The sequence below is a fragment of the Rhodococcus sp. IEGM 27 genome, assembly GCF_033142305.1.
GTDB lineage: Bacteria > Actinomycetota > Actinomycetes > Mycobacteriales > Mycobacteriaceae > Rhodococcus_F > Rhodococcus_F oxybenzonivorans.
This window is the reverse complement of record NZ_JAWLSG010000003.1, coordinates 824,296-846,885: the sequence shown is the minus strand read 5'-3', so window position 1 is coordinate 846,885 and position 22,590 is coordinate 824,296. Positions and strand designations below refer to the sequence as shown.

Annotated in this window: 17 protein-coding genes; 4 read left to right on the top strand and 13 right to left on the bottom strand. The window is 66.5% G+C overall.

The features are described 5' to 3' along the window. Positions 1-86: 86 nt before the first annotated feature. Both R4P95_RS14850 and R4P95_RS14845 read right to left on the bottom strand, forming a co-directional pair. On the bottom strand, positions 87-1,238 hold the full coding sequence (locus tag R4P95_RS14850) for a CoA transferase (RefSeq protein ID WP_317743958.1): 1,152 nt from the start codon (positions 1,236-1,238) through the stop codon (positions 87-89). Then, positions 1,235-2,407, bottom strand: a complete 1,173-nt coding sequence (locus tag R4P95_RS14845) for an acyl-CoA dehydrogenase family protein (protein WP_317743959.1) — start codon at positions 2,405-2,407, stop codon at positions 1,235-1,237. Before R4P95_RS14845 ends, R4P95_RS14850 begins: the two co-directional genes overlap by 4 nt. A gap of 149 nt (positions 2,408-2,556) precedes the next feature. Between R4P95_RS14845 and R4P95_RS14840 the strand changes: the two genes are divergently transcribed. Beyond that, complete coding sequence (locus tag R4P95_RS14840) at positions 2,557-3,591, top strand: LacI family DNA-binding transcriptional regulator (protein WP_213576250.1); 1,035 nt, start codon at positions 2,557-2,559, stop codon at positions 3,589-3,591. Here the strand turns inward: R4P95_RS14840 and R4P95_RS14835 are convergent, their stop codons facing one another. The 11 genes from R4P95_RS14835 to R4P95_RS14785 form a co-directional block, all read right to left on the bottom strand. After that, positions 3,592-5,115, bottom strand: a complete 1,524-nt coding sequence (locus R4P95_RS14835; protein ID WP_317743962.1) for an acyl-CoA synthetase — start codon at positions 5,113-5,115, stop codon at positions 3,592-3,594. Between the two features lie 56 nt (positions 5,116-5,171). After that, the gene (locus R4P95_RS14830) at positions 5,172-5,954 is read right to left on the bottom strand and encodes an enoyl-CoA hydratase (protein WP_317743964.1); all 783 of its coding nucleotides are present in this window, start codon (positions 5,952-5,954) and stop codon (positions 5,172-5,174) included. Positions 5,955-5,956: 2 nt separating this feature from the next. Then, entirely contained in the window at positions 5,957-7,138 is a 1,182-nt protein-coding gene (gene fahA / locus R4P95_RS14825; RefSeq protein ID WP_317743965.1) for a fumarylacetoacetase, read from the bottom strand. Further along, a complete protein-coding gene (locus R4P95_RS14820) occupies positions 7,135-8,025 on the bottom strand; it encodes a hypothetical protein (RefSeq protein ID WP_397517687.1) in 891 nt (296 codons plus the stop codon). Before R4P95_RS14820 ends, fahA begins: the two co-directional genes overlap by 4 nt. Then, entirely contained in the window at positions 7,992-9,191 is a 1,200-nt protein-coding gene (locus R4P95_RS14815) for a homogentisate 1,2-dioxygenase (RefSeq protein WP_213576246.1), read from the bottom strand. The genes R4P95_RS14820 and R4P95_RS14815 overlap by 34 nt, the downstream gene beginning before the upstream one ends. A 95-nt stretch (positions 9,192-9,286) precedes the next feature. Continuing rightward, positions 9,287-9,841, bottom strand: coding sequence for a MarR family winged helix-turn-helix transcriptional regulator (locus R4P95_RS14810; protein WP_159923716.1), 555 nt, complete (start codon positions 9,839-9,841; stop codon positions 9,287-9,289). A 140-nt stretch (positions 9,842-9,981) separates the two neighbouring features. Then, on the bottom strand, positions 9,982-11,547 hold the full coding sequence (locus R4P95_RS14805) for a polyamine aminopropyltransferase (protein ID WP_317743966.1): 1,566 nt from the start codon (positions 11,545-11,547) through the stop codon (positions 9,982-9,984). Between the two features lie 4 nt (positions 11,548-11,551). Further along, a complete protein-coding gene (locus R4P95_RS14800) occupies positions 11,552-12,022 on the bottom strand; it encodes a DUF350 domain-containing protein (protein ID WP_317743967.1) in 471 nt (156 codons plus the stop codon). Positions 12,023-12,050: 28 nt separating this feature from the next. Then, positions 12,051-12,464: a DUF4247 domain-containing protein gene (locus R4P95_RS14795; RefSeq protein WP_201453403.1), complete on the bottom strand. Its 414-nt coding sequence runs from the start codon at positions 12,462-12,464 to the stop codon at positions 12,051-12,053. After that, a complete protein-coding gene (locus R4P95_RS14790) occupies positions 12,461-12,967 on the bottom strand; it encodes a DUF2617 family protein (protein ID WP_317743968.1) in 507 nt (168 codons plus the stop codon). The genes R4P95_RS14795 and R4P95_RS14790 overlap by 4 nt, the downstream gene beginning before the upstream one ends. After that, positions 12,964-13,560, bottom strand: a complete 597-nt coding sequence (locus tag R4P95_RS14785; RefSeq protein ID WP_109333725.1) for a DUF4178 domain-containing protein — start codon at positions 13,558-13,560, stop codon at positions 12,964-12,966. Before R4P95_RS14785 ends, R4P95_RS14790 begins: the two co-directional genes overlap by 4 nt. Positions 13,561-13,757: 197 nt before the next feature. Here R4P95_RS14785 and R4P95_RS14780 point away from each other — a divergent pair, with 197 nt between their 5' ends. The 3 genes from R4P95_RS14780 to R4P95_RS14770 are packed head-to-tail and all read left to right on the top strand — an operon-like array spanning position 13,758 to position 22,584. Continuing rightward, positions 13,758-14,405 carry an isochorismatase family protein gene (locus tag R4P95_RS14780; RefSeq protein ID WP_213576242.1) on the top strand — a complete coding sequence of 216 codons (648 nt, stop codon included), beginning with the start codon at positions 13,758-13,760 and terminating at the stop codon, positions 14,403-14,405. 59 nt (positions 14,406-14,464) lie between these two features. Next, entirely contained in the window at positions 14,465-21,523 is a 7,059-nt protein-coding gene (locus tag R4P95_RS14775; RefSeq protein WP_317743969.1) for a non-ribosomal peptide synthetase, read from the top strand. Beyond that, the gene (locus R4P95_RS14770; protein ID WP_317743970.1) at positions 21,520-22,584 is read left to right on the top strand and encodes an iron-siderophore ABC transporter substrate-binding protein; all 1,065 of its coding nucleotides are present in this window, start codon (positions 21,520-21,522) and stop codon (positions 22,582-22,584) included. The genes R4P95_RS14775 and R4P95_RS14770 overlap by 4 nt, the downstream gene beginning before the upstream one ends. The last annotated feature ends 6 nt before the right edge of the window (positions 22,585-22,590 follow it).

The window sequence follows — 22,590 nt, the reverse complement described above, 5'->3', positions numbered from 1 at the left end:
ACAACTTCAACCCGTCTAAAATCTGTCTCGCATCTACGTAGACACCCGTGTCTCACATCAACGTAGACAGCACAAACCGCGAGGGGTTAAGAAGTACTCACAGGGGTGTCCTCTCCCAGCAGCGGCGGCGCGCTGCGGTACCTCGCCGGAGTGGCACTGAGCCGGATCGGGTTCGCCACCTGTCGTACCGGTGTGTCCCGGCGTGGATCGTCGATCTCGACCACCGGATTCAGGCCGAGCCGCTCGGCCAGCGCGACGGCATCGGCGATGTCGTTGAGCGGCCCGCACGGGATACCCTGCGCGGTCAGCTTCTCGAACCATTCATCGGCAGATCCTGCGGACAGCGCTTCGGTGAGGTCCCGGACCAATTCTTTGCGGTGCGCCACCCGTTGCGTGTTGGTGGCGTACCGCTCGTCGTCGGCGAGGTGCGGAACTCCGAGAACCTGTACCAAAGAGGTGAATTGGCGGTTGTTGCCCACCGCGAGCACGAGCGGGCGGTCTCCGGTGTCGAAGACCTCGTACGGCGCGATGCTGGGATGCCGGTTGCCCATGGCCTGCGGAACGACACCCGCGCCCACATACCCGGACGTCTGGTTCACGAGGGCGGACAGCAACGACGACAGCAGGTTCACCTCGACCCGCTGTCCCTCGCCGGTCCGGTCACGGTGACGCAACGCAGCCAGGATCCCGACCGCGGCGTGCAGCCCGGTGATGACGTCGACGACGGCCACCCCAACCTTGGTCGGGACGCCGGGTTCGGGACCGGTGATGCTCATCAACCCGCCGACTGCCTGGATGAGCAGGTCGTAGCCGGGCAGGTTGTTGTGCCCACCGAACCCCGTCACCGAGCAGTAGACGACGTCGGGATTGGAATCCCGCACCGCGTCGTAGCCGAGGCCGAGGCGGTCCATCGTGCCGGGCAGGAAGTTCTCCACCACGACATCCGCTCGGGCGACGAGTTCCCGCGCCTGCTGCAGGTCGGTGGGGTTGCGCAAGTCCCACGCGACGGACTGCTTGTTGCGGTTCACCGATTGAAAGTAGGTCGACTCCTCACCCACCCACGGCGGCCCCCACTGCCGGGTGTCGTCCCCGACGCCCGCACGCTCGACCTTCACCACCTCGGCGCCGAGATCGGCGAGAAGCATCGTGGCGTACGGTCCGGCCAGCACCCGGCCGAAATCGGCGATCAGCAGACCGTCCAGCGAAGCACGCCGACCCGACTCGAGCGACCCGCTCACCTGAACGCGGCCTCGCCCGTCAACGCCTTCCCGATGGTGAGTTGGTGCACCTCGGACGTACCCTCGTAGGTGAGTACGGACTCGAGGTTGTTGGCATGCCGAATGACGGGGTACTCCAACGTGATTCCATTGGCACCGAGAATGGTGCGGCATTCGCGGGCGATGGCGATGGCCTCGCGGACGCTGTTCAGCTTGCCGGTGCTCACCTGTTCGGGCCGGACCTCGCCGCGGTCCTTGAGACGTCCGAGATGGTAAGCGAGCAGGTGACCCTTGCCGACCTCGAGCGCCATGTCCGCGATCTTCACCTGAGTGATCTGATAGGCGGCCAACGACTTGTCGAACACCTGACGGTCCTGGGCGTAGGAGATGGCGGTCTCGAGGCAGTCGCGGGCGGCACCCATCGCACCGAAGATGATGCCGAATCGGGCCTCGTTGAGGCAGCCGAGCGGACCGGACAGCCCCTTGGCCTCCAGCAGCATTGCGGAAGCGGGCAGCCGGACGTCCTCGAGCACGAGTTCCGAGGTGACGGACGCCCGCAGCGACATCTTGTGCTTGATCTCCGGCGCCGAGAAGCCGGGGGTATCGGTGGGCACGACGAATCCGCGAATGCCGTCGTCGGTGCGCGCCCACACGACCGCGACGTCCGCGACGGACCCGTTGGTGATCCACATCTTCGTGCCGTTGAGAATCCAGTCCTCACCGTCCCGCTTGGCATTGGTGCGCATGCCTGCGGGGTTGGAGCCGAAGTCGGGCTCGGTGAGGCCGAAGCAACCGATCGCCTGGCCGGCGGCCATGCGGGGCAGCCACTCCTGCTTCTGGTCCTCGCTGCCGTAGTGGTGAATCGCGTACATCGCCAGCGAGCCCTGCACCGATACCAGGCTCCGGATTCCGGAGTCGACGGCCTCGAGTTCGAGGCAGGCCAGACCGTAGGCGGTGGCGCTCATACCGGCGCAGCCGTACCCCTCGAGGTGCATACCCAGCACGCCGAGCTCACCGAGGCCTTCCGCCAGCTCGCGCACCGGCAGCGCCCCGGCCTCGAACCACTCCCCGATGTGGGGGCGGATGCGCTCGTCGGCGAAGCGGCGCACGGTGTCGCGGATCACGATCTCCTCGGTGTCGAGGAGGGAGTCGAGAGCGAAGAGCTGGGACAGGGACTGCGGGTCGGACATGGTTCCTCCACGGGGCCGGTGGGGCTGGTGTGCAAACGTTCGCGAGAACGATTGCACAAACGATTTCGTCACGTAGACTAGGGCGCGTTCCCGCTTGCCGTCAACCACGCGGCAGGCCGTAGCCCCACCCCCGAGCGCGAGGATTGCCTGTGAACTTGCCGGACCGCCCGACACGCACGTCCGGGCGTCCGCCGACCCTGCGAGAGATCGCGGAACGCGCCGGGGTCCACGTATCGACGGCGTCCCGCGTGCTCAGGCAGCCCGAACCCGCGGACGGCTGGTCGGAGGCCGCGCTACGGGTCCGCGAGGTGGCGGTCGAACTCGGCTACCAGCCGAATTTGTGGGCCGCCAGCCTGCGGACGCGCAAGACCACCACCCTCGGGGTCGTCATGCCGCGACTCACCGACGGCGTGGTCGCGACCATGTTCCAGGGCATCGAGGAGACTGCTACGGCCGCAGGATATTCGGTGCTGTTGTCCAGCCCGCCGGACGATCTCGATGCCCAGCGCAAAGCCATCGAGTTCCTCGTCAGCAGGCAGGTGGACGGGCTGCTGCTCAGCAGCCTGCACAGCCCCGGACAGGAGTTCGTCGAATCGCTGTCGGTGGGTGCTCTGCCGATGCTCCAACTCAACCGGCATGCCGACGTCGGCCTGCCGTTCGTGGCCGGTGACGACCACCGGGGCGGATACCTCGCCGGCCGGCACCTCCTCGATCGGGGTTTCACCGACGTCGCCGTCATCGCGGGGCCCGAACACGCCAGCACCTCCCGCGGCCGGGTGGCAGGGTTCCGCGACGCGCTGGCCGAAGACGGGATCACACTGCCCGCGAACCGCCTCGTCCGCTCGGACTTCGACGTGTCGGGTGGCGTCGAAGCCGCCGGCATCCTACTCGACCGCGACGCACGTCCCGACGCGATTTTCACCGTCAGCGACACCATCGCCATCGGTGTTCTGGGTGTCGCCCGCGACCTCGGTCTGCGCATACCGGACGACCTCGCACTGGTCGGCTACAACGACATTCCGGTGGTCGCCCAGCTACCGGTGCCGCTGACGACGGTGCGATCACCGGCCCGTCTCATCGGGGCGACAGGCGTGCGTCACCTGCTGTCGCTGATCGCCGGTCACGACGTGGAGTCGGTGCAACTTCCCGTCGAACTCGTCGAGAGGGCGTCGACCAGGCGGTGATCAGAGTGCCGCTCTCAGTTCCCTTTTGAGCAACTTGCCGCTTTGATTGCGAGGCAGTTCGTCGACGAAGACCACCTGCTTCGGCACCTTGAACGGCGCGATGCGCTCCTTGACGTGCGCGATGAGCCCGTCGGGTGTCACTCCGGCAGCGTTCTCCCGCAGCACCACCACCGCGGTGATCGCCTCGATCCATTTGTCGTCCGGCGTCCCGATGACGGCCACCTCCGCCACGTCCGGATGCGTGTAGACGGCGTCCTCGACCTCCCGTGAGGCCACGAGAATGCCGCCGGTGTTGATGACATCCTTGATGCGGTCGACCACGGTGATATAGCCGTCCGCGTCGCGCGTGACCAGGTCACCCGAGTGAAACCAGCCGTCGCGGAACGCCTCCGCGGTGGCGTCGGGGTTGTCCCAGTACCCCAGGCACAGCTGGGGTGAACGGTAGAGCACCTCACCGGGGGTGCCGTCCGGGACGTCGTTGCCGTCCGGATCCACCACCCGCGTCTCGACGAAGAACACCGCCTTGCCACACGACGACGGCCGATCCTCATGTTCCTCCGGTTGCAGCACCGTGGCCAGCGGACCGATCTCGGACTGCCCGAAACAGTTGTAGAAGCCGAGGTCGGGGTAGCGTTCACGCAGCCTGTTCAGCACCGTCACCGGCATGATCGACGCGCCGTACTGCGCCTTCTTCAGCGAGGACAGGTCGCGTGTCTCGAGATCCGGATGTCCGGCGAGCGGCACCCACACCGTCGGGGCGAGAAACAGCGATCCGATGCGATCGGCCTCGATTCGCCGCAGAATCTCCGGGATGTCCGGAGCCTGCATGAGATTCACCGAAGCTCCCACCGACAGGTAGGGCAACATGAAGACGTGCATGCCCGCCGAGTGATAGAGCGGCATGCAGATCAACGGATTGTCGCGGTCGTTCAGCGCGAGCGCGATCACGGAAGACACGTACTCGCACACGAGGCCACCATGAGTCATCATGGCGCCCTTCGGCTTCGATGTCGTGCCCGACGTGTACAGCAATTGGGCCAGGTCGGTAGAGGCGACCGGCTCCGCGAGGACGGGTACGTCACCGGAACTGCTGTGGGACAGCAAGGAACCCTCGGCGTCGCGCAGGGGTACGACGTGGCGCAGGTCGAGCCCATCGCGGACGGAGTCGAGTGTTCCTGCCAGCGCCGGGTCCACCAGTGCCGCACTGCTGCCGGACTGCGACACCAGGTAGGTCAGCTCGTCACCCTTCAGTGCGTAGTTGACGGGTACGTGCACCAGACCGGCACGCGAACAGGCGAGAAACCCGATGACGTAGGCATCCGAATTGGTGCCGTACGCGGCGACGCGGTCCCCCGTCCGAAGCCCGAGGGACCGCAGGTACGCGGCGGCCCTGCTCACCGCGTCGTCGAGTTCGCGGTACGTCCATGTTCGCTCCTCGAAGAGCAGAGCCGTTCGGTCGGGGAACTTGGCCGCCGAGCGCCGGAGCACTCCGTCGACGGTATCGGTACGCGGATCCAGACTCATGCCCGAAGGTTATAGGACGTCCAACTATGCCGCCAGAGGTTTCACCATGCCGACGCCTACTTCTCCTGCCACTGCGGCGCCCGCTTCTCCACGAACGCCTGCATGCCTTCCTGCGCGTCACACGTGACGGCATTGGCCGCCATCGTGTCGGCCATCGCCTCGTACGCCTGATTCTGCGGCAATTCGATCTGCCGGTAGAAGGCCTGCTTGCCGATTTTCACCGTCAGTGGACTGGCCTGCGTGATCTTCCGGGCGAGGGCAGTGGTCTCGTCCGCGAGCTTCGCGGCGGGGACAACGATATTGACCAACCCCCAGTCGGCGGCCGTCGCCGCGTCGATCGTGTCGCCGGTGAGGAGCATTTGCAGCGCCCGCTTCCGCCCGATCGTGCGGCTGAGCGCCACCATCGGAGTCGAGCAGAACAGCCCGATCTTCACACCCGGAGTCCCGAACACAGCGTCCGACGACGCCACCACGAGGTCGCACGACGCGGCCAGCTGACAGCCCGCCGCGACAGCGGCGCCCTGCACCGACGCGATCACCGGCTGCGGGATGTCCTGAACCGTCTGCATCATTTCCACGCAGGTGTCGAAAATGGCCTGCTCATCCTCGAGGGTGCGACCGATCATCTCCTTCAGGTCGTGTCCCGCGGAGAAGACCGGTCCTTCAGCCCTGATGACGACGACACGGGTGGTGTCGTCGCCGCCCAGTTTCCGGAGCGCTGCGGTGACCTCCCGCATCGCCTCGGACGACAGCGGATTGCGCTGTTCGGGCCGATTCAGGGTGAGGAACGCGACGCCGGTGTCCGGCTCGACGGTGGTGTCCACGAAGTTCTGGGTCATGCCTACTGCCTACCACCTGCCGGCAGAATACGACCGCGGACGTCACCGAAGCCGATGCGACTGCCGTTCGGACCCGGTGCGGTGGCGGAGATGACGATCTCGTCGCCGTCCTCGAGGAAGGTACGGGTCTCGTCGCCGACCTGGACCGGTTCCTTGCCACCCCAGGTGAGTTCGATGAAGGCACCGCGCTGATTCTTCTCGGGACCCGAGATGGTGCCCGACGCGAACAGATCACCGGTACTGGCGGCGGCACCGTTGACAGTGGTGTGTGCGAGCATCTGCGCAGGCGACCAGTACATCTGCGCGTACGGCGGCCGCGACACGACGTGCCCGTTCCACTCGACGGTCAGATTGATGTCGAGGCCCCACTTCTCCTCGCCGCGCAGGTACGGTAGCGGCTCGGGATCCTGGGTCGGGGTGTCGATGCGAGCGGCCTCGAGGGCGAGCAGCGGCACCACCCACGGCGAGATGGAGGTGGCGAAGCTCTTGCCGAGAAACGGGCCGAGCGGCACGTACTCCCACGCCTGGATGTCGCGGGCCGACCAGTCGTTGACGACCACGGCGCCGAACACGTGCTGCGCGAACTGGTCCGGGGTGATGGTCTCCCCCAGCTTCGTCGGGACGCCGACGAGGAAACCCATCTCCGCCTCGATATCGAGGCGGAGGGACGGACCGAAGTCGGGGGCGTCCTGAGCCGGGGCTTTGCGTTGCCCGCACGGCCGGATGACGTCGGTGCCCGACACGACGACGGTGCTCGACCGACCGTGGTAGCCGACCGGCAGGTGCTTCCAGTTGGGCATCAGCGGCTCGGAGTCGGGCCGGAACAGCCGTCCGAGATTCGTGGCATGGTTCTCGGACGCGTAGAAGTCGACGTAGTCCGCCACGTCCACCGGCAGATGCATGGTGACCTCGTCGACCGCGAACACGGCAGCCGCGTCGACGTCTCCCTGCGCCAGTTCGGTGATCTGCCGGCGGACCTCTACCCAACGGTCCCTGCCCTGCGCCATGAAGGAATTGAGGGTCGGCTGCGCGAAGACGTCGTCGCCGAGCGCGACGGCGAGATCCACGACGGAATCCCCCACCCGCACGCCGACCCGTGGGGCCGAGCCGGCGGTCGAGAACACGCCGTACGGCAGGTTGTCGATCCCGAAAAGCGAATCGTCGGGGATGTCGAGCGTGGTCATGCGGAGGTTCCCTGTTCTGTGGAGAGGACGGATGACGGAACGAGCTGCAGCTCGACGAGGTCTTCGAGCGGCTCGAGGACGCTGCAGGTTCCGAAGGAACGGAACGAGGAGCGCACGGCTTCGACCACGTCGTCGGAGAGGTCACCGAGCTCCTGCGCGAGAAGTGCGCCGTCGCGTTCGGCGAGTGTCGCGGCGAGTTGGGTGACCGTGGCGCCGCCGAGTGCGTGCCTGGTGGCGAGTAGCACGTTGAGGAAGCCGTGCTGCTCGAACCCAGTGTCCGGGTCCGTGTTCCGCACGGCATGGTGCAGTCCGGCCGTCGCTTTGAAAGGGACCCCGGTCGCGACCACGGTGTGGATGGCGGCGGCGAGTTCACCTTCGTCCGGGTAGGCCTCCGCAACGACACCGCCTGTACGGAACTTGGCCGAGACCGCCGTACCCACGAGTGCGGCCAGCACTTCACGACGCCTCTCGTCGCGTGGAATCTCGACGAACACATCGAGTCCGGCCGTCAAGGTCTCGAGGGCCTGCACTGCGGTCATGAAGTCCGCGGCCGACTGCTCCGCCGGAACCGCGATTTCGAGGGCGACTGGGGTGACTCCCTCCACCGCGGCAATGCGCGTGAGCGCGGCCTCGAGAGTGGCAGGGCCGCCCGGCAGAGTAAGACTCACGTCGAGCTCGGCCGGGGAGAGTTCGTTCACCCGGGACGCCGGAAAGACGAACGGGCCGACCAGGTCTGCGTACGGTGATGTCCGGTGACGTGCGTGCGCGGGGATGGCATCGGGCAAGGGCGCATTGCCGGGGGGAAACAGGGCGGCGTCGTCGCACAGACCAGTGAAGAGCGCGGGAATGCCGGTCACTGCGCCGGCCCCCGTCCCGCCCAGGTCCAGGCGTAGCCCGAATCCTCGCACGCCAGCGCTCCTTCACCGAGCTCGAGGGGCCGGAAGGTGTCCACCATGACCGCGAGTTCGTCGAAGAACTCGGCCCCGATGCTGCGTTCGTAAGCACCGGGTTGCGGACCGTGGGCATGCCCGCCGGGATGGACTGAGATGGAACCCTGTCCGATGCCGGAACCCTTGCGGGCCTCGTAGTCGCCGCCGCAGTAGAACATGATTTCGTCCGAGTCCACGTTGGAGTGGTAGTACGGCACCGGAATCGACAGGGGGTGATAGTCGACCTTGCGGGGCACGAAGTTACAGATGACGAAGTTGTTGCCCTCGAACGCCTGATGCGCCGGCGGCGGCTGGTGCACGCGCCCGGTGATGGGTTCGTAGTCGGAGATGTTGAAGGTGTACGGGTAGAGGCAACCGTCCCACCCGATCACGTCGAACGGATGTTTGGCGTACACCATCCGGGTGCCGACGATGCCGTGCGAGGTGCGGTGCTTGACGAGCACCTCGACGTCGGTGCCCTCGGCCTGCAATGTCTCGCCGGGACCGTGGAGGTCGCGTTCACAATATGGTGCGTGCTCGAGCAGCTGCCCGAACCGAGACAGGTACCGCTTCGGCGGGACGATGTGACTGTTGGCCTCGATTGCGTAGGCGCGCAACGGGTCCGGACCGGTCGGAATCCACCGATGGGTGGTCGACATCGGGATCAGGACGTAGTCGCCCTGCTTCGCCTCGAGCGCACCGAAAACTGTTTCCACTGTGGCCGCGCCGGATTCGACGTACACCATCTCGTCGCCGAGAGCGTTGCGGTAGAGCGGCGATTCCTTGCCGGCGACGACATACGAGATGCGCACGTCACCGTTGCCGAGGATCAACCGACGTCCGGTTACGGCGTCGGTTCCCGCCCATACCGACTCCGGGAAGAGGTCGTGAAGCTTCAGGTGCCTCGGCGAGAGCGGATGGTTGGGCGTGGTTGTCTGGTCTGGCAGCTCCCACACCGTGGCGTCGACGATCGCCGAGGGAATGTGCCGGTGGTACAGCAGCGACGAATCGGAGGAGAAACCCTCCTCACCCATCAACTCCTCGAAGTAGAGCTGACCGTCCTCGTCACGGTGCTGCGTGTGCCGCTTCGGCGGGATGTTGCCCGCCTGCCGATAGAACGCCATGACCGGCCTCCTCGATGTGTCGTCGCTTAGTAAACACATTAACTAGTTTGAGGGCGTGATGGCAAGCACAGACCGATAACGACGCCGGGAAGGATCTAGTTGCGTCCGCGAACGTCGAACTGGCTACGGTTGGTGATCAGCTTGTCGAGCAGCATGACAAGGATGCGCTGCTCAGGTTCGGTGAGCACGCTCGCCCACGCATGTTCGCGCTCGTTCTGCTCACGATAGATCTCCCCGATCTCCCGGCGACCGCGCTCGGTGAGCGACAGCTGCACCGATCGGCCGTCCCGCTCATCGGGTGTTCGTTCCATCAGACCGGCGCCGACCAGGGACTTCGTGAGATTGGAGACCGCAGCCCGACTCATGCCGGTGAGCTCGGCCGCACTCTTCGCATCGATCGGCCCGGCCAGCCAGGTGACGAACATCAGCCGGAACGACGACCACGACAGCCCTCGCGGACGGTGGATCGACGACTCGAGGTCGTAGGTCACCACATTGGACGCTCGGTTCAGCGTGAGCAGAACCTGCGTCGCCAGTTGGTGCGTCGAACCGTACTCGGTGCTCAGACGTCGGTTGGCCAGCTCGATGAACGACCAGAAGTCGAGGCGCTCGGGCACCTCGACAGGCACCGGCGCAGCGTCATCGGTCATAAGGAAACCCTATCGCGACCGGGTGGCGGGCCGACTGCCTGCCACCTCACATTTAGTATATCTATTAACCAACTGCGCCCGTGAGTACTTATTAACACTCGGTGGTTAAGAAGTACTCACAGGCGGCGGAGCCGCAGCACTCAGCGCTGGTAGCCCCTACGCATGTCGTCGACGATGCGCGGCCTGTCAAGCGTGGAGGGCTCGAGTTCGCGCGGGGGTCGGTCGCGGGAAAAGACCGCGGACGCCGCGAGAGTGGGGCCGTCCAGGAATCGCAGTTCGGGCGCGTCCGACGGGAGGCGTAGCGACGGCGCCTCGGACTCCGGGGAGGCGAGGACGAACCCCCAGTCGCCGAAGCTGGGCACCAGTACGTGGTACGGCGTGACACTCAGGCCCGCCGACGCGACCGTAGAGGTGGTCCGCCAGAACGCGTCCGGTGTCGAATAGGGGCTCCCCGCTTGCACGACCATCAGGCCGCCGGGTTCGAGCGCTCGGGCCGCGAGCCCGTAGAACTCGGTGGAGTACAGGCGTCCGAGTGCCGGGGTGTCGGGATCCGGAAGATCGACGATGACGGCGTCGAAGCCGGTGACGGGTGGATCCCGCAGCCACCGGAAGGCGTCGTCGATCACGACGTGCACGCGGGGATCCTGCAGTGCACCCTTGTTGAGGTCGGCGAGGCGGGTGGTGGCGAGTTCGATTACGGCGGGGTCGAGTTCTACTTGCACGATCTCTCGCACACCGTTCAGCCGCAATACTTCGCGGGCGGCGAGACCGTCACCCCCGCCGAGGATCAGCACCCTCTCCGGGTTGCGGGCCATCGCCGGGTAGACGAGGGATTCGGTGTAGCGGTGCTCGTCGGCGCTCGAGAATTGGAGGTCGCCGTCGAGGAACAGACGCACGTCGCCGCCGCGTTCGGTGATGACGATTTCCTGGTACTGCGACCGTTCGGCAGCCACCACCGGGTCGGTGTACAGCCGTTGCCGTGATGTGGTTTCGATATTGTCGGCGCGCATCAGCAACACGGCGATACCTGCGGCCGCCACGAGCAGCGCGACCACCGCGAGCAGTCGAGTGCGCACGCTCAGCTGCCACCTCAACAGGATCAGCGCCACGACCGCAGCCGCCACGAGATTGATGATCCCGGTGATGGCGGCGCCGCGGATCATGCCGGCGATCGGAAGTAGGACGAACGGCCACAGCAATCCCCCGACGAGTGCGCCCGCGTAGTCGGCGGCGTTCAGGTCGGCCAGCACCTTGCCCGTCGTTTCGGCGTCGTTGTCGCTCCGCCCCGACTGCAGCAGAGTCATCAGCAGCGGCACTTCGGCGCCCACCAGGACACCGATGATCGCTGTGGCGAGGACGAGAACCACTGCGCTGGAACCGAAGAACGTGAACGTCACATACAGCGTGACTGCGCTGAATCCCCCGGCGAGGCCCAACACGATCTCCACGGCGACGAACGACACGGCGGCGTGGGAGAGCAGAGGTTTGGCCGCGAGAGCGCCCACACCCAGGGCTGCCACGAATCCGGCAACGATCAGGGAGGTCTGGGTGATGCCGCCGCCGGTGAGGCTGATCGAGAGGGTGAGCAATGCCAGTTCGTAGATCAAACCGCAGGCTGCACAGGCGGCGACCGCCGCGAGCAGGAGGACGCGGGAACGTCCGTCGAGCGCCCGCTTCGCTTCGGACTGTGCCGCCACCGTGGTCATCGGTTCAGGTGAGCGCGGCGGCGTTGACGAGCCCGATGGCGACGAGCGACGTTCCGACCGCCCACGCGGCACCACACATCTTCGGGTTGCCGACCAGTTCGACGAGCTGCCCCGGCAGTAGACGGTTCATGAGACGCAGCGCGATCACCTGCAGGAGTACCCCGAACAGACCGTAGACCGCGGAATCGGCGAGACCCTGGGCGAACCCGTCGTCGCTCGTGAGGATGGCCGCGACGACGATGACGGTGAGAGCAAGGTGGTTGGACGCGAGCAGGATGGCCGCATTCGGGTTCTTGTCGATGTACACCTGGTGCCGGAGGTTGCCGGGTGTCGCCAGGTCGAGAACCAGGAAGCCGACCCCGAGGACGGCGATCCCGACCACGAAGTACGCCAGGGTTCCGAGCATCCCGACTACGAGGAGCCCGGCGTCGACGGTGCCGATTTCGGTGGCTGCGGCCGTATAGGTGATGTTCACGCACTACTCCCGAGTTGTAAGTCGATGGTCATTTGGCATCGCCGGATCCGCCACTGCCGCCCGCGCCGCCGGCCGGTGAGCCGGGGTTGAATCCCGGCCCCAGGTAGGCGAATCCACCGCTTCGGTATCGGCCGTCGATGTCTTCGACGCGGATGAGGCTGCCGCCGCCCGGAGCCCCGCTGACGGTGACGATGTCGTCGTCGTAGCGCAGGTACTCGCTGCCACCGTCGGCTTTGCGGGCGGCCGGCGCTTCTTCGCTGACAATTTTCGACACCGTAGTTCCGATGGGATCCTTGGACGTGTACGTCCTGGCGTCGCCGGAGGTGTTCTGGAGCGCGTACGTGTCTCCGATGAAATCGCGGATGTTGCCGCCGCAAGCGGTGAGCACCAGCATCACGAGTAGGAGCGGGGCGATCAGCGCCCGCCTGGCGTTGCGTGTCATGGCTGCCACCTGCTCCGCGTCTCCACGATTACCCCGTCCTTCTCGCCCGGATACAGGTGCCAGGTCTGCCAGGCCCACCCGCCCGCGTGCCCGGACTGTGCGGTCAGGGCCGTCAACGCGGTGGGGTCGCCGGGGAACGATCCGCAGATCCACCCGTCCGCCTCGGTGGCCTGACGGCGCAACCAGTCTGCAGTTTCTTCGAGGTGGACGCGGTCGACCGTCCGGGTGTCGGACCTGAAGTGGTATCCACTCGCCCTCTCGGACACGGGCAGCGGCTGCCCACCGGCCCGCACCGCATCACACGACACCTGCTCGGTGATGTGGTGCCCGCCGAGAGAGGCTCTGACCGCGTGTGACGCACCGAGCACACCGAGGACGACGGAGTCGTCGCCGTTCACGACGGTGAGTTGTGCCAGCGGAACCGGTATTTCGGCGTTCACGACGAGACCGAGTGCGCGGGCCGTCACATCCCGTGACTCGACGTCCAGGATGTGCAACGTCATTGCGGTGGACCCGAATGGATGACGGTGAGCTCACTGCGGGTGACGGCGCGGCCTGTGGATACCTCCCACGACTGCGTCCGGGCCCAGCGCTCGAACGACAGCAGTCCGGTCTTGTCGGCGGTCTCGTAGTCCGCGTAGTCGACGATGCCGCTGGGCGCCGTCCCGGTAGTGCCTTCCGCGGTGAACGAGGCAGTACCCCGCTCGATCTGCCGGTGCACCCGGTCGTCGAGGATGACGTCACCGTTCGGCTCGAGTCCGGTGCCTTCACGCCGCATCCACAGCGTCATCTCGAGGTTGCCCTCGTCGTTCTCGACGGTCAGCCACCGCTGCCCGGTCGAGCCGTCGAGAAGGTGTTCGTGCCAGATGTATCCCTCTTCGTCGAGGGTGATCGTGCCGCGCACCACGTGGTCGATGCCGGCGTACGTGATGATGTCGCCGACACCGATCTTGTACGGGTCGTACACCTCGGGGTAGTCGGCGAGCGGATCGACGCGGGCTGGGGGCGCAGACTTCTTGCCTGTCCGGCTCCGCAGAATCAGCACGATGCCGACGATCACGACAACGATCAGCAGCAACAACAGCAGCTTGGTCAACGGTCTCTCCTGGCTCGGCGGCTCCGGCACGTGAGGCCCGTGACCGGCCCCCACCGGTGTGTCACCTTACTGTGCGACGCCTCCTCCGGTCTTCCCCCAGCGCAGGACGTACCGATTGCACAAGCGATCGAGCAAAGGTTAGCCTAACCGAATGTCCGAGGGGTTCTTCCAAGGCTCGACCGACAGTGAGGGAATACATGGCCATCCCGCCGATTGCGACGTACCCGATTCCGGATGTTTCCGAAGTACCCGAATCGAAAGCCTCCTGGCGTCTCGACCCTCGACGGTCCGCACTGCTCATCCACGACATGCAGAACTACTTCATCGACGCCTACGACGTGCACGCGGAGCCGATGTCGACCGCGCTCGCCAACATGATCCGGATTCGCGAAGCCTGCTCGCTTGCAGGGATTCCCGTCGTCTACACGATGCAACCGGGCGACCAGCACCCCTCACGACGTGGCATTCTCGCCGATTTCTGGGGCCCCGGACTTTCGTCGGGCCGCGACACCGAGGTGATCGAACCGCTGGCACCACGCGCCGGCGACATCCAGGTGACGAAGTGGCGGTATTCGGCATTTCAGCGCACCGACCTCCGGCAGTTGCTGGGCCACCACGGTCGTGATCAGCTGATCGTCACCGGCGTCTACACGCACATGGGGTGCATGCTCAGTGCGGCCGAGGCTTTCATGTCGGACGTCCAACCCTTCCTCGTTTCCGACGCGACCGCGGATTTCAGTCGCGAAGAGCATCTGATGGCATTGACGTACGCGTCCAAGCGATGCGGCTCGGTGCTCACCACCGACGCCCTGGTATCCGCGCTCGCCCCCCTCGAAGTCGGCTGACCACCGCAGAGGTCGCAATCCGGAAATACCACGCCGACAACTACCAGGAGCACCGTCAGATGTCCCTCTCGATATCGTCGCCGTCCGCCGCGGAAACTGCGGAGGGCAGTACAGCACTGTGCCTGACCGCTGCTCAATGTGAGTTGTGGGTCGGGCATCAGCTCGACGAGACCGGATCGGCCTACACCACAGCCGAGTACGTCGACATCGACGGAACCGTGGACATCGGGGCGCTGACGAGGGCCGTACGCACGGTGATCGACGAAGCCGAGGTGCTGTCGGTTCGGTTCGACGCCGAGCCGGATGCCGAACCCGTCGACGTACTGCAGCTGCACGATCACAGTCCCGAGGTCGAAACCTTGGAGCTGAGCCGGGACGCCGCCCTCGAGTGGATGCGGGCGGATGTCCGCCGACCGCTCGACCTCCTCTCGGCCCGTCCGCTGTTGCGCACTGCCGTCATCCGCGTGGACACCGGTGCTCTCTGGTATCTGCGGGCCCCACACGTTCTTCTCGACGCGTACGGCTATTCGCTTCTCACGCGACGGGTCGCGGCCCTCTACACCGCTTTCCACCAGGGCACCGATCCACGGCCGGCCCGATTTCCCACACTGCGTGATCACGTCGAGCAGGCCCGGCAACTCGACTCCGCACTACCCGAACCGCAGCCGCGAGCAAGCACTTCCGTCACCTTCACCGACACCACCCGCCGCCCGACTGCGGATCCGCACCGCGTCGCACTCACACTCGGGCCGGACGTGTCGACCGGCTTGCGCGACTCCGCCTCTGCGCACGGCGCCACGTGGGCGGACGCGGTCTACGCTGCGGCCGCCGGCTACCTCGCCGCCCACACCGGCGCCGACGAGGTGACTCTCCGGGTCCCGTTGCTCGCGCGCACAGGCGTGGAACTCGCGTCGCCGGTCACCGCGACGAACGTCGTGCCGCTCCGCGTCTCACTCGGCGGGCGCCCTACCTTCGGCGACGTGATCGCCAGGACGACGGCCGAGCTGACGAAAGCGCGCCCGTTCCAGCGGGTCCGGAACACCCATCGGAGTGCAGTCGGCGGGCCGGTGGTCAACGTCAAACCCTTCGACGCGACACTACGTTTCGGCCCGTCGCGCGGTGTGATCCATCAGGTGGCCACCGGGCCGGTGGACGACGTGGTGATCTCGGTGACCGGCGCAGGTGACCACCTCGCCCTCGAATGGGCCGGAAATCCGCTGGTATACAGCGCAGACGAGATACGGGTCCACCTGCACCGGTTCGCGCAGTACCTCGAGCGACTCTCGTCCGCGCCCGGGCCGGTAGTGACAGTAGACCTCTGCGCCGACGACGAGTGGGCGCTGTGGCAGTCGTCGGCCGGACTGCACCGGACTCAGCAGGCCGATGCCGATGCCGATGCCGATGCCGAAACGATCGTCTCCACGTTCCTTGCGCAGGCCGGCCGTCACGCGGATCGTCGGGCGGTGAACGAGCTGACCTACCGGGCACTCGCCTGCCGCAGTGGGATTCTCGCGCGTCGACTTCAGGACGCAGGCGCCGGCCGCGGCACCGTGGTGGCCGTCAGCCTGCCGATGGGCACCGAACTGATCGTCGCGATCCTTGCTGTCCTGCGGTGCGGTGCGACCTACCTGCCCATCGATCCCTCGTCACCGGCAGAACGCGTCCGCTTCATCCTCGAAGACGCCGAACCGACTCTGGCCATCGGCTCCACCGAACTGCTGGGCCACCTCCCCCGTATCGACCACCACGTCACCGAGACCGAACCTTCGACCTACCCGGACAGCAGGGTTCGCGCCGGCGACATCGCGTACATCATCTACACGTCCGGCTCCACCGGTGTGCCCAAGGGAGTTCCCATCCCGCACCGCAACGTGATGCGCCTGTTCGCGGCCTCCCGTGAGTGGTTCACCTTCACCGCCGACGACTGCTGGCCACTGCTGCACTCGTATGCCTTCGACTTCTCCGTGTGGGAGATGTGGGGAGCCCTGCTCCACGGCGGGCGTCTCGTCACCGTCCCGGAGGATGTCGTCACCTCGCCCGCGGACCTCGCGGCGCTGCTGGTCGACGAGGGTGTCACCGTGCTGAACCAGACACCGTCGGCCTTCGGCCATCTGGTCGATGCACTGGACGCCGAGGGTGCGCGGGAGCGACTTCGCCTGCGCTACGTCGTCTTCGGCGGGGAGGCACTCGATCCCGCCGTACTGCGTTCCTGGTTCGCCGCGGGTTCGCCTGGTGACACCGAACTGATAAACATGTACGGCATCACCGAGACCACAGTGCATGTCACGGCAGCTCGGGTCACCACTCCAGATTCCCTCGACATCGGGGTTCCCCTCCGTGATCTGCGCACCTACGTCCTCGGACCGGGGCTGCGTCCGGTACCGCCGGGCATCACCGGAGAAATCTATGTGTCGGGGCCCGGTGTGTCGCCGGGGTATCTCGGCCGTCGCGGGCTGACCGCGAGCAGGTTCGTCGCCGACCCGTTCGTGCCGGGCGGGGAACGGATGTACCGCACAGGCGATCTCGCGCGCTACGACGCCACCGGCTCCCTCGACTACCGCGGCCGGATCGACGACCAGATCCAATTGCGTGGGTACCGCGTCGAACTCGGCGAGATCACGGCCGCGATGACCGCGGTGTCCGGGGTGCGTGCCGCCGTCGCCACGGTCTATGCACCGAAGGCCGGGGACGACAGGATCGTCGGGTATGTCGTGCCCGAACCCGGGACCGATCCGGACGACATCGAGGACGTGGTGCGGGGGCACCTGATACGCACGCTCCCCGGGTACATGACACCGTCCACGTTGATGCTTCTCGATCGGTTGCCGCTGACGTCCCACGGCAAGGTCGACAAGGCAGCACTGCCCGTCCCGCGCTGGCGTGGGGCATCCGCCGACGGTCCCCGCACGGACACCGAACACCGCATCCTTCCCCTGTTCACCGCTGTGCTCGGGGCCGAGCAGATCGGCATTCACGACGACTTCTTCACGCTGGGCGGCAACTCCCTGCTGGCGGCCGCGCTGGTGTCGTCGATCGGTGCGGAACTCGGTGTCGCGCTGCGTGTCGCGACGATCTTCGACAATCCCACCGTGGCCGCAGTGGCCGCGCGCGTCGACGAGACCGGGAGAACGGGCACCGCTTCCGGCCCTTTCGCGCGGACCATTCCCGAGGGCACGGCTGTGCCGTTGTCTCCTGCCCAGGAACGGCTCTGGTTCCTCGACAGCGCCGCGGGCGGCGGAACGTATCTTCTCGGCCTGGCAGTGGACTTCGACGTCGCGCCGGACTCCGACGCGCTCACCCTTGCACTCGCTGACGTCGTCACGAGGCATCAGTCGCTGCGTACGGTCTTTCCCCTCGTCGACTCCGTTCCGCATCAGGTTGTGCTGCCCGCCGAGCAGTCACAGGTCCGCCTCGAACGCGTCGGCAACATCGGCAACATCGAAGCCCACATCTCGGCAATCACCACGGTGGGCCTCGGACTGGCCGAGCAACCGCCGCTGCGTGCCGTCCTATACGAACCGCAGCACACCCTCGTCCTGTTGATCCATCACATCATCGGGGACGAGTGGTCGCAGTCGAAACTGCTCGGCGACCTGGCCTTCGCCTACAACGCCCGCCGCGCCGGCCGCCCGCCGGTGTTCGAACCTCTCCCCCTGCAGTATCCGGATGTCGCGGTCTGGCAGCGAGAACGTGCCTCCGGCGGCCGGCTCGACTACTGGGAGAAGCAACTGGCAGGGCTGCCACTGGAGCTCGGTTGGCGCACGGACCGTCCGCGCCCAGCGCTGCCGACCCATCGCGGCGCCAGCGTGCACCGCACCTTGCCGCCGTCGCTGCATGCCGCGATCGAAGCGCTCGCGACGGAACGGCGCGCCAGTTTCTTCATGATCGTCCACGCCGCCGTCGCGGTGCTGCTGGAGCGGCTCGGTGCCGGTGAAGACATCGCCCTGGGCGTCCCCGTCGCCGGCCGCAGCCACCCCGACCTCGACGGCATGGTGGGCTGCTTCGTCAACACCGTCGTCCTTCGCACCGATGTGTCGGGGGCTCCCACATTCGACGAGCTGCTCGACCGCGTGCGGAGGGTCGACCTCGAGGCGGTCGACCACTCCGACGTCCCCTTCAACCGCATCGTCGAACTGGTCAACCCGCCGCGGTCCAGCGCCCGCCATCCGCTCTTCCAGGTGATGCTGTCGCACTGGAAGGACGACGGTTCACCGCAGCGGTTCGACGGCACGGAATCGTCGGTGCGGATGCTCGACGCCACGTCCGCGAAATTCGACCTGGCACTTCGCTTCCAGGAACACGCCGGTCAGGGTGGGGTCGACGTGACCATCGAGTACTCCACCGAACTGTTCGACGACGCCACCGTCGATTCGCTGGCCGATCGCCTCGTCGTGGTGATCGAGCGACTCGTTGCCCGTCATGACGAATCCATCGCCAGACTCGACATCCTCACCGACGTCGAGCGTGCGCAGGTGCTCGGTACGTGGTCACACCGGGGCCACAGCATCGAGCCCCGCACGTTCGACGAGTACTTCTCCGCGCAGGTGGCCCGCACGCCGGACGCCGAGGCTCTCGCCGTGGGACGCGGTGTCCGGCCGGCGACGTCCCTTTCGTACGGCGAGCTCGACGCGCGCGCGAATATGCTTGCACGCCTTCTCATTGCGAGGGGCGCCGGACCGGGAGACGTGGTCGCCCTCGCGCTCGACCGATCAGCCGAGTTGATCGTCGCCGTTCTCGCCGTGCTGAAGAGCGGTGCCGCCTACCTACCGATCGACCCCACGTATCCGGCGGACCGGATCGCGCACATGCTCGCCGACGGCTCCCCGGTCGCCGTCGTCACCTCGTCCGTCGGGGTACCGGATCGCGGCGCGCTGGGCACCGGCGTTCCGCTGATCGACCTGGACGACCCCGAGGTTCGGACGCTTCTGTCCGCGCACCCCGCCGTACCTGTCACAGACCGTGATCGCATCCGGCCACTGCGACTCGATGATGCGGCATACCTGATCTATACGTCCGGTTCGACCGGTGTTCCGAAGGGCGTCGTGGTTCCGCATCGCGGTATCGCGGACCTGTTGTCGTTGCAGTCGGACGTGATCGGGATGGACTCCACTACCCGGGCACTGCACTTCTCCTCGATCAGTTTCGATCTCGCGTTCTGGCAGATCATGTGGGGTCTGCTGTCGGGCGGAACCCTGGTGGTCGCCACAGACGCAGACCGGGTCCCGGGTGAACCGCTCGCGCGCGTCATCCGCGACCACCGCGTGAACTTCGTGGGCGTCCCCCCATCTTTCGCGGCCGCGTTCCCGCCCGAGCATTCGATCCCCGACGGAGTCGACCTGATGCTCGGTGCCGAGAAACTCCCTGCCCAGCTGATCGAGCGGTATGCGCCCGGTCGGCGGCTGTTCAACGCCTACGGTCCCACCGAATGCACGGTCAATGCCACGCTGGCCCTGGTGCGGCCGGGACACGAGGGCCCGGTGCCGATCGGCGTCATCGATCCGGGTAAGCATGCGTACGTATTGGATTCCGGCTTGCGGCCGGTGCCACCCGGGGTATCCGGTGAGCTGTATCTTGCCGGAGCCAGCGTCACCCAGGGCTATCGTCACCAGAGCACCAGAACCGCCGAACGATTCGTCGCCGACCCGTTCGGAGACCCCGGCACCCGCATGTACCGGACATCGGACGTGGTGTGGTGGGGCCGGGACGGGCAGATCTACTTCACCGGCCGCGCCGACACGCAGGTCAAGGTGCGAGGGTTCCGCATCGAACTCAACGAGATCGAGTCCGTGCTCGCCGGCGACCCGGACGTCGAGCACGTCGTGGTCGTGGTGCGTGAGGACCGGCCCGGTGATCAACGTCTGGTCGCGTATGCCACGTCGGTTCCCGGCGGCCGCATCGACCCCGACCAACTGCACCGCCGTGCCGCCAGCCGCCTGCCCGACTACATGATTCCCGCGGCATTCATTGCGGTCGAGGAGTTTCCGACCCTCCCTAACGGCAAGCTCGACCAGTCGTCGCTGCCCGTCCCGCACCTGTCGTTGCAGGTGTCCGAACGCGGTCCCCGCACGGCACGCGAGGAAGTGCTGTGCCAGTTGTTCGCCGAGGCGCTCGGTCTCGAGCGAGTCGGTATCGACGACAGCTTCTTCGACCTCGGTGGCCACTCGCTGATGGCCGCGGGGCTGATGAGTGAGATCTCGAAACGGCTGTCCGTGACCGCGACGGTGGCGTCATTGTTCGCCGCGCCGACCGTCGCGCAACTCGCGGGCCGCCTCGACGACGATTCCGACGCCGACGCGCTCGCCGTCCTGCTGCCGTTCCGCACCGAGGGCTCGCGGCCGCCCGTGTTCTGCTTCCACCCGGCAGGCGGGATCAGCTGGGGGTATTCGGGACTGCTGCGGCACATCGACTCCGACTACCCGCTGTACGGGGTGCAGGCGTCGAACCTGTCGACCTCTTCACGCCCACCCGAGACCCTTCAGGACATGGCCGCCGAGTACCTCGAGCACATGCGCGCGGTGCGACCGACCGGGCCGTACCACCTCCTCGGTTGGTCGCTCGGTGGCGTGGTGGCACACGCCATCGCAGGCGCGCTTCAGGAGCAGGGTGACGAGCTGGGCATGCTGGTGATGCTCGACTCCTTCCCGTCCGACGCGTGGGCGTCCATGCCGACGGAGCAGGACGCGCTGGCCGCACTGCTGTACATGGTCGGGTACGACCCGGAACCGCTGCTCGCGGAGGGACTGACGAGGCAGCGGGTGATCGACATCCTTCGCGGCGAGGGCAGCGCACTCGCCGGCATCAACGAGCACACGCCCGCTGCGATGATCGACAACTTCGCCAACGCCGTGCGCCTCGAGTCCGAGCCCTCGCAGATCGTCGTCAATTCCGACCTGCTCTTCTTCACGGCAGCACGCAATCCCGCCACTGCGGCCACGCACCGACTCTGGGAGCCCTTCGTGAACGGCACGATCGTCAATCACGACCTCGACTGTGAGCACAAGGACATGACCCAACCCCGCTGGATCGGGGAGGTCGGCACGGTGGTGAACGAGGCACTGGCCGCGTTCCGCTCACACACCCCACAGACCCATCAAGTAAGAGAACAGGGAGATCGATGACAACGTCCGGAAGATATTGGCGCAGAGCCGGGATCGTGATGCTCGCGGCAACCGCTCTGCTCGCCGGTGCCTGCAGCGAGTCGACATCCGACTCGACCGACTCGGCGGCATCCGCCACCGGACAGGCCGATGCGTCGGCCTTCCCGGTGTCGATTTCGTCGGCACTGGGCACCGCCGAGATCACGGAAGCCCCCGAGCGTGTGATCACGCTCGGCTGGGGCAGCGAAGATGCCGCACTCTCGCTCGGCGTCGTTCCCGTCGCCGTCCAGAACATGAAGTCCGATACCGGAACCGATGACGGCCTCCTGCCGTGGTCGCGCGCACGCCTCGAGGAACTCGACCCGAACGCCGAGCCCACCCTGCTGACGGCGTCGAGCAAGGAGATGCCGTACGAGCAGATTGCATCGCTCGATCCCGATGTCATCCTCGCCGTGCACTCGGGACTGAACCAGGAGCAGTTCGACAAGCTGTCGGCCATCGCACCCACGGTGGCATATCCGGAACGGCGCTGGGCGACCAGCTGGGAAGACCAGATCACCACCGTCGGAAAGGCTCTCGGACGGTCCGCGCAGGCCGAGGAACTGGTCACGAAGACGCAGGAGACGCTGGCCGAGCAGAAGTCGCAGCATCCCGAGTTCGCCGGCAAGACCGTGACGTTCGGTAGCGGCACCGAGCCGGGCTCGTACAACTTCTATTTCGACACCGATCCGCGGCTCAAGATGCTCGCGAGCCTCGGGTTCACCGTCGACCCGCTCGCGCAGCAGCTTCGGGAGAAAAGCGATCAGACCAAGTTCGCGGCTCCGGTCAGCCTCGAACTGCTGCCCACGTACAACCCGGATGTTCTGCTCGCGTGGTATCTGTCGCCGGAGTTGCAGAACGAGGTGCAGTCGAACCCGCTGTTCGCCGGTCTGAAGTCGGTGCGCACCAACTCCTACATCGGTCTGACCGACCCGCCGCTGGTGTTCGCGTCGAGCTCCCCGAATGTCCTGAGCATGCCGTGGCTGCTCGAGAAGCTGGTTCCGCAGCTCTCGCAGGCCGCGAACAACGTCTCGACCAGCTAGTTTCTG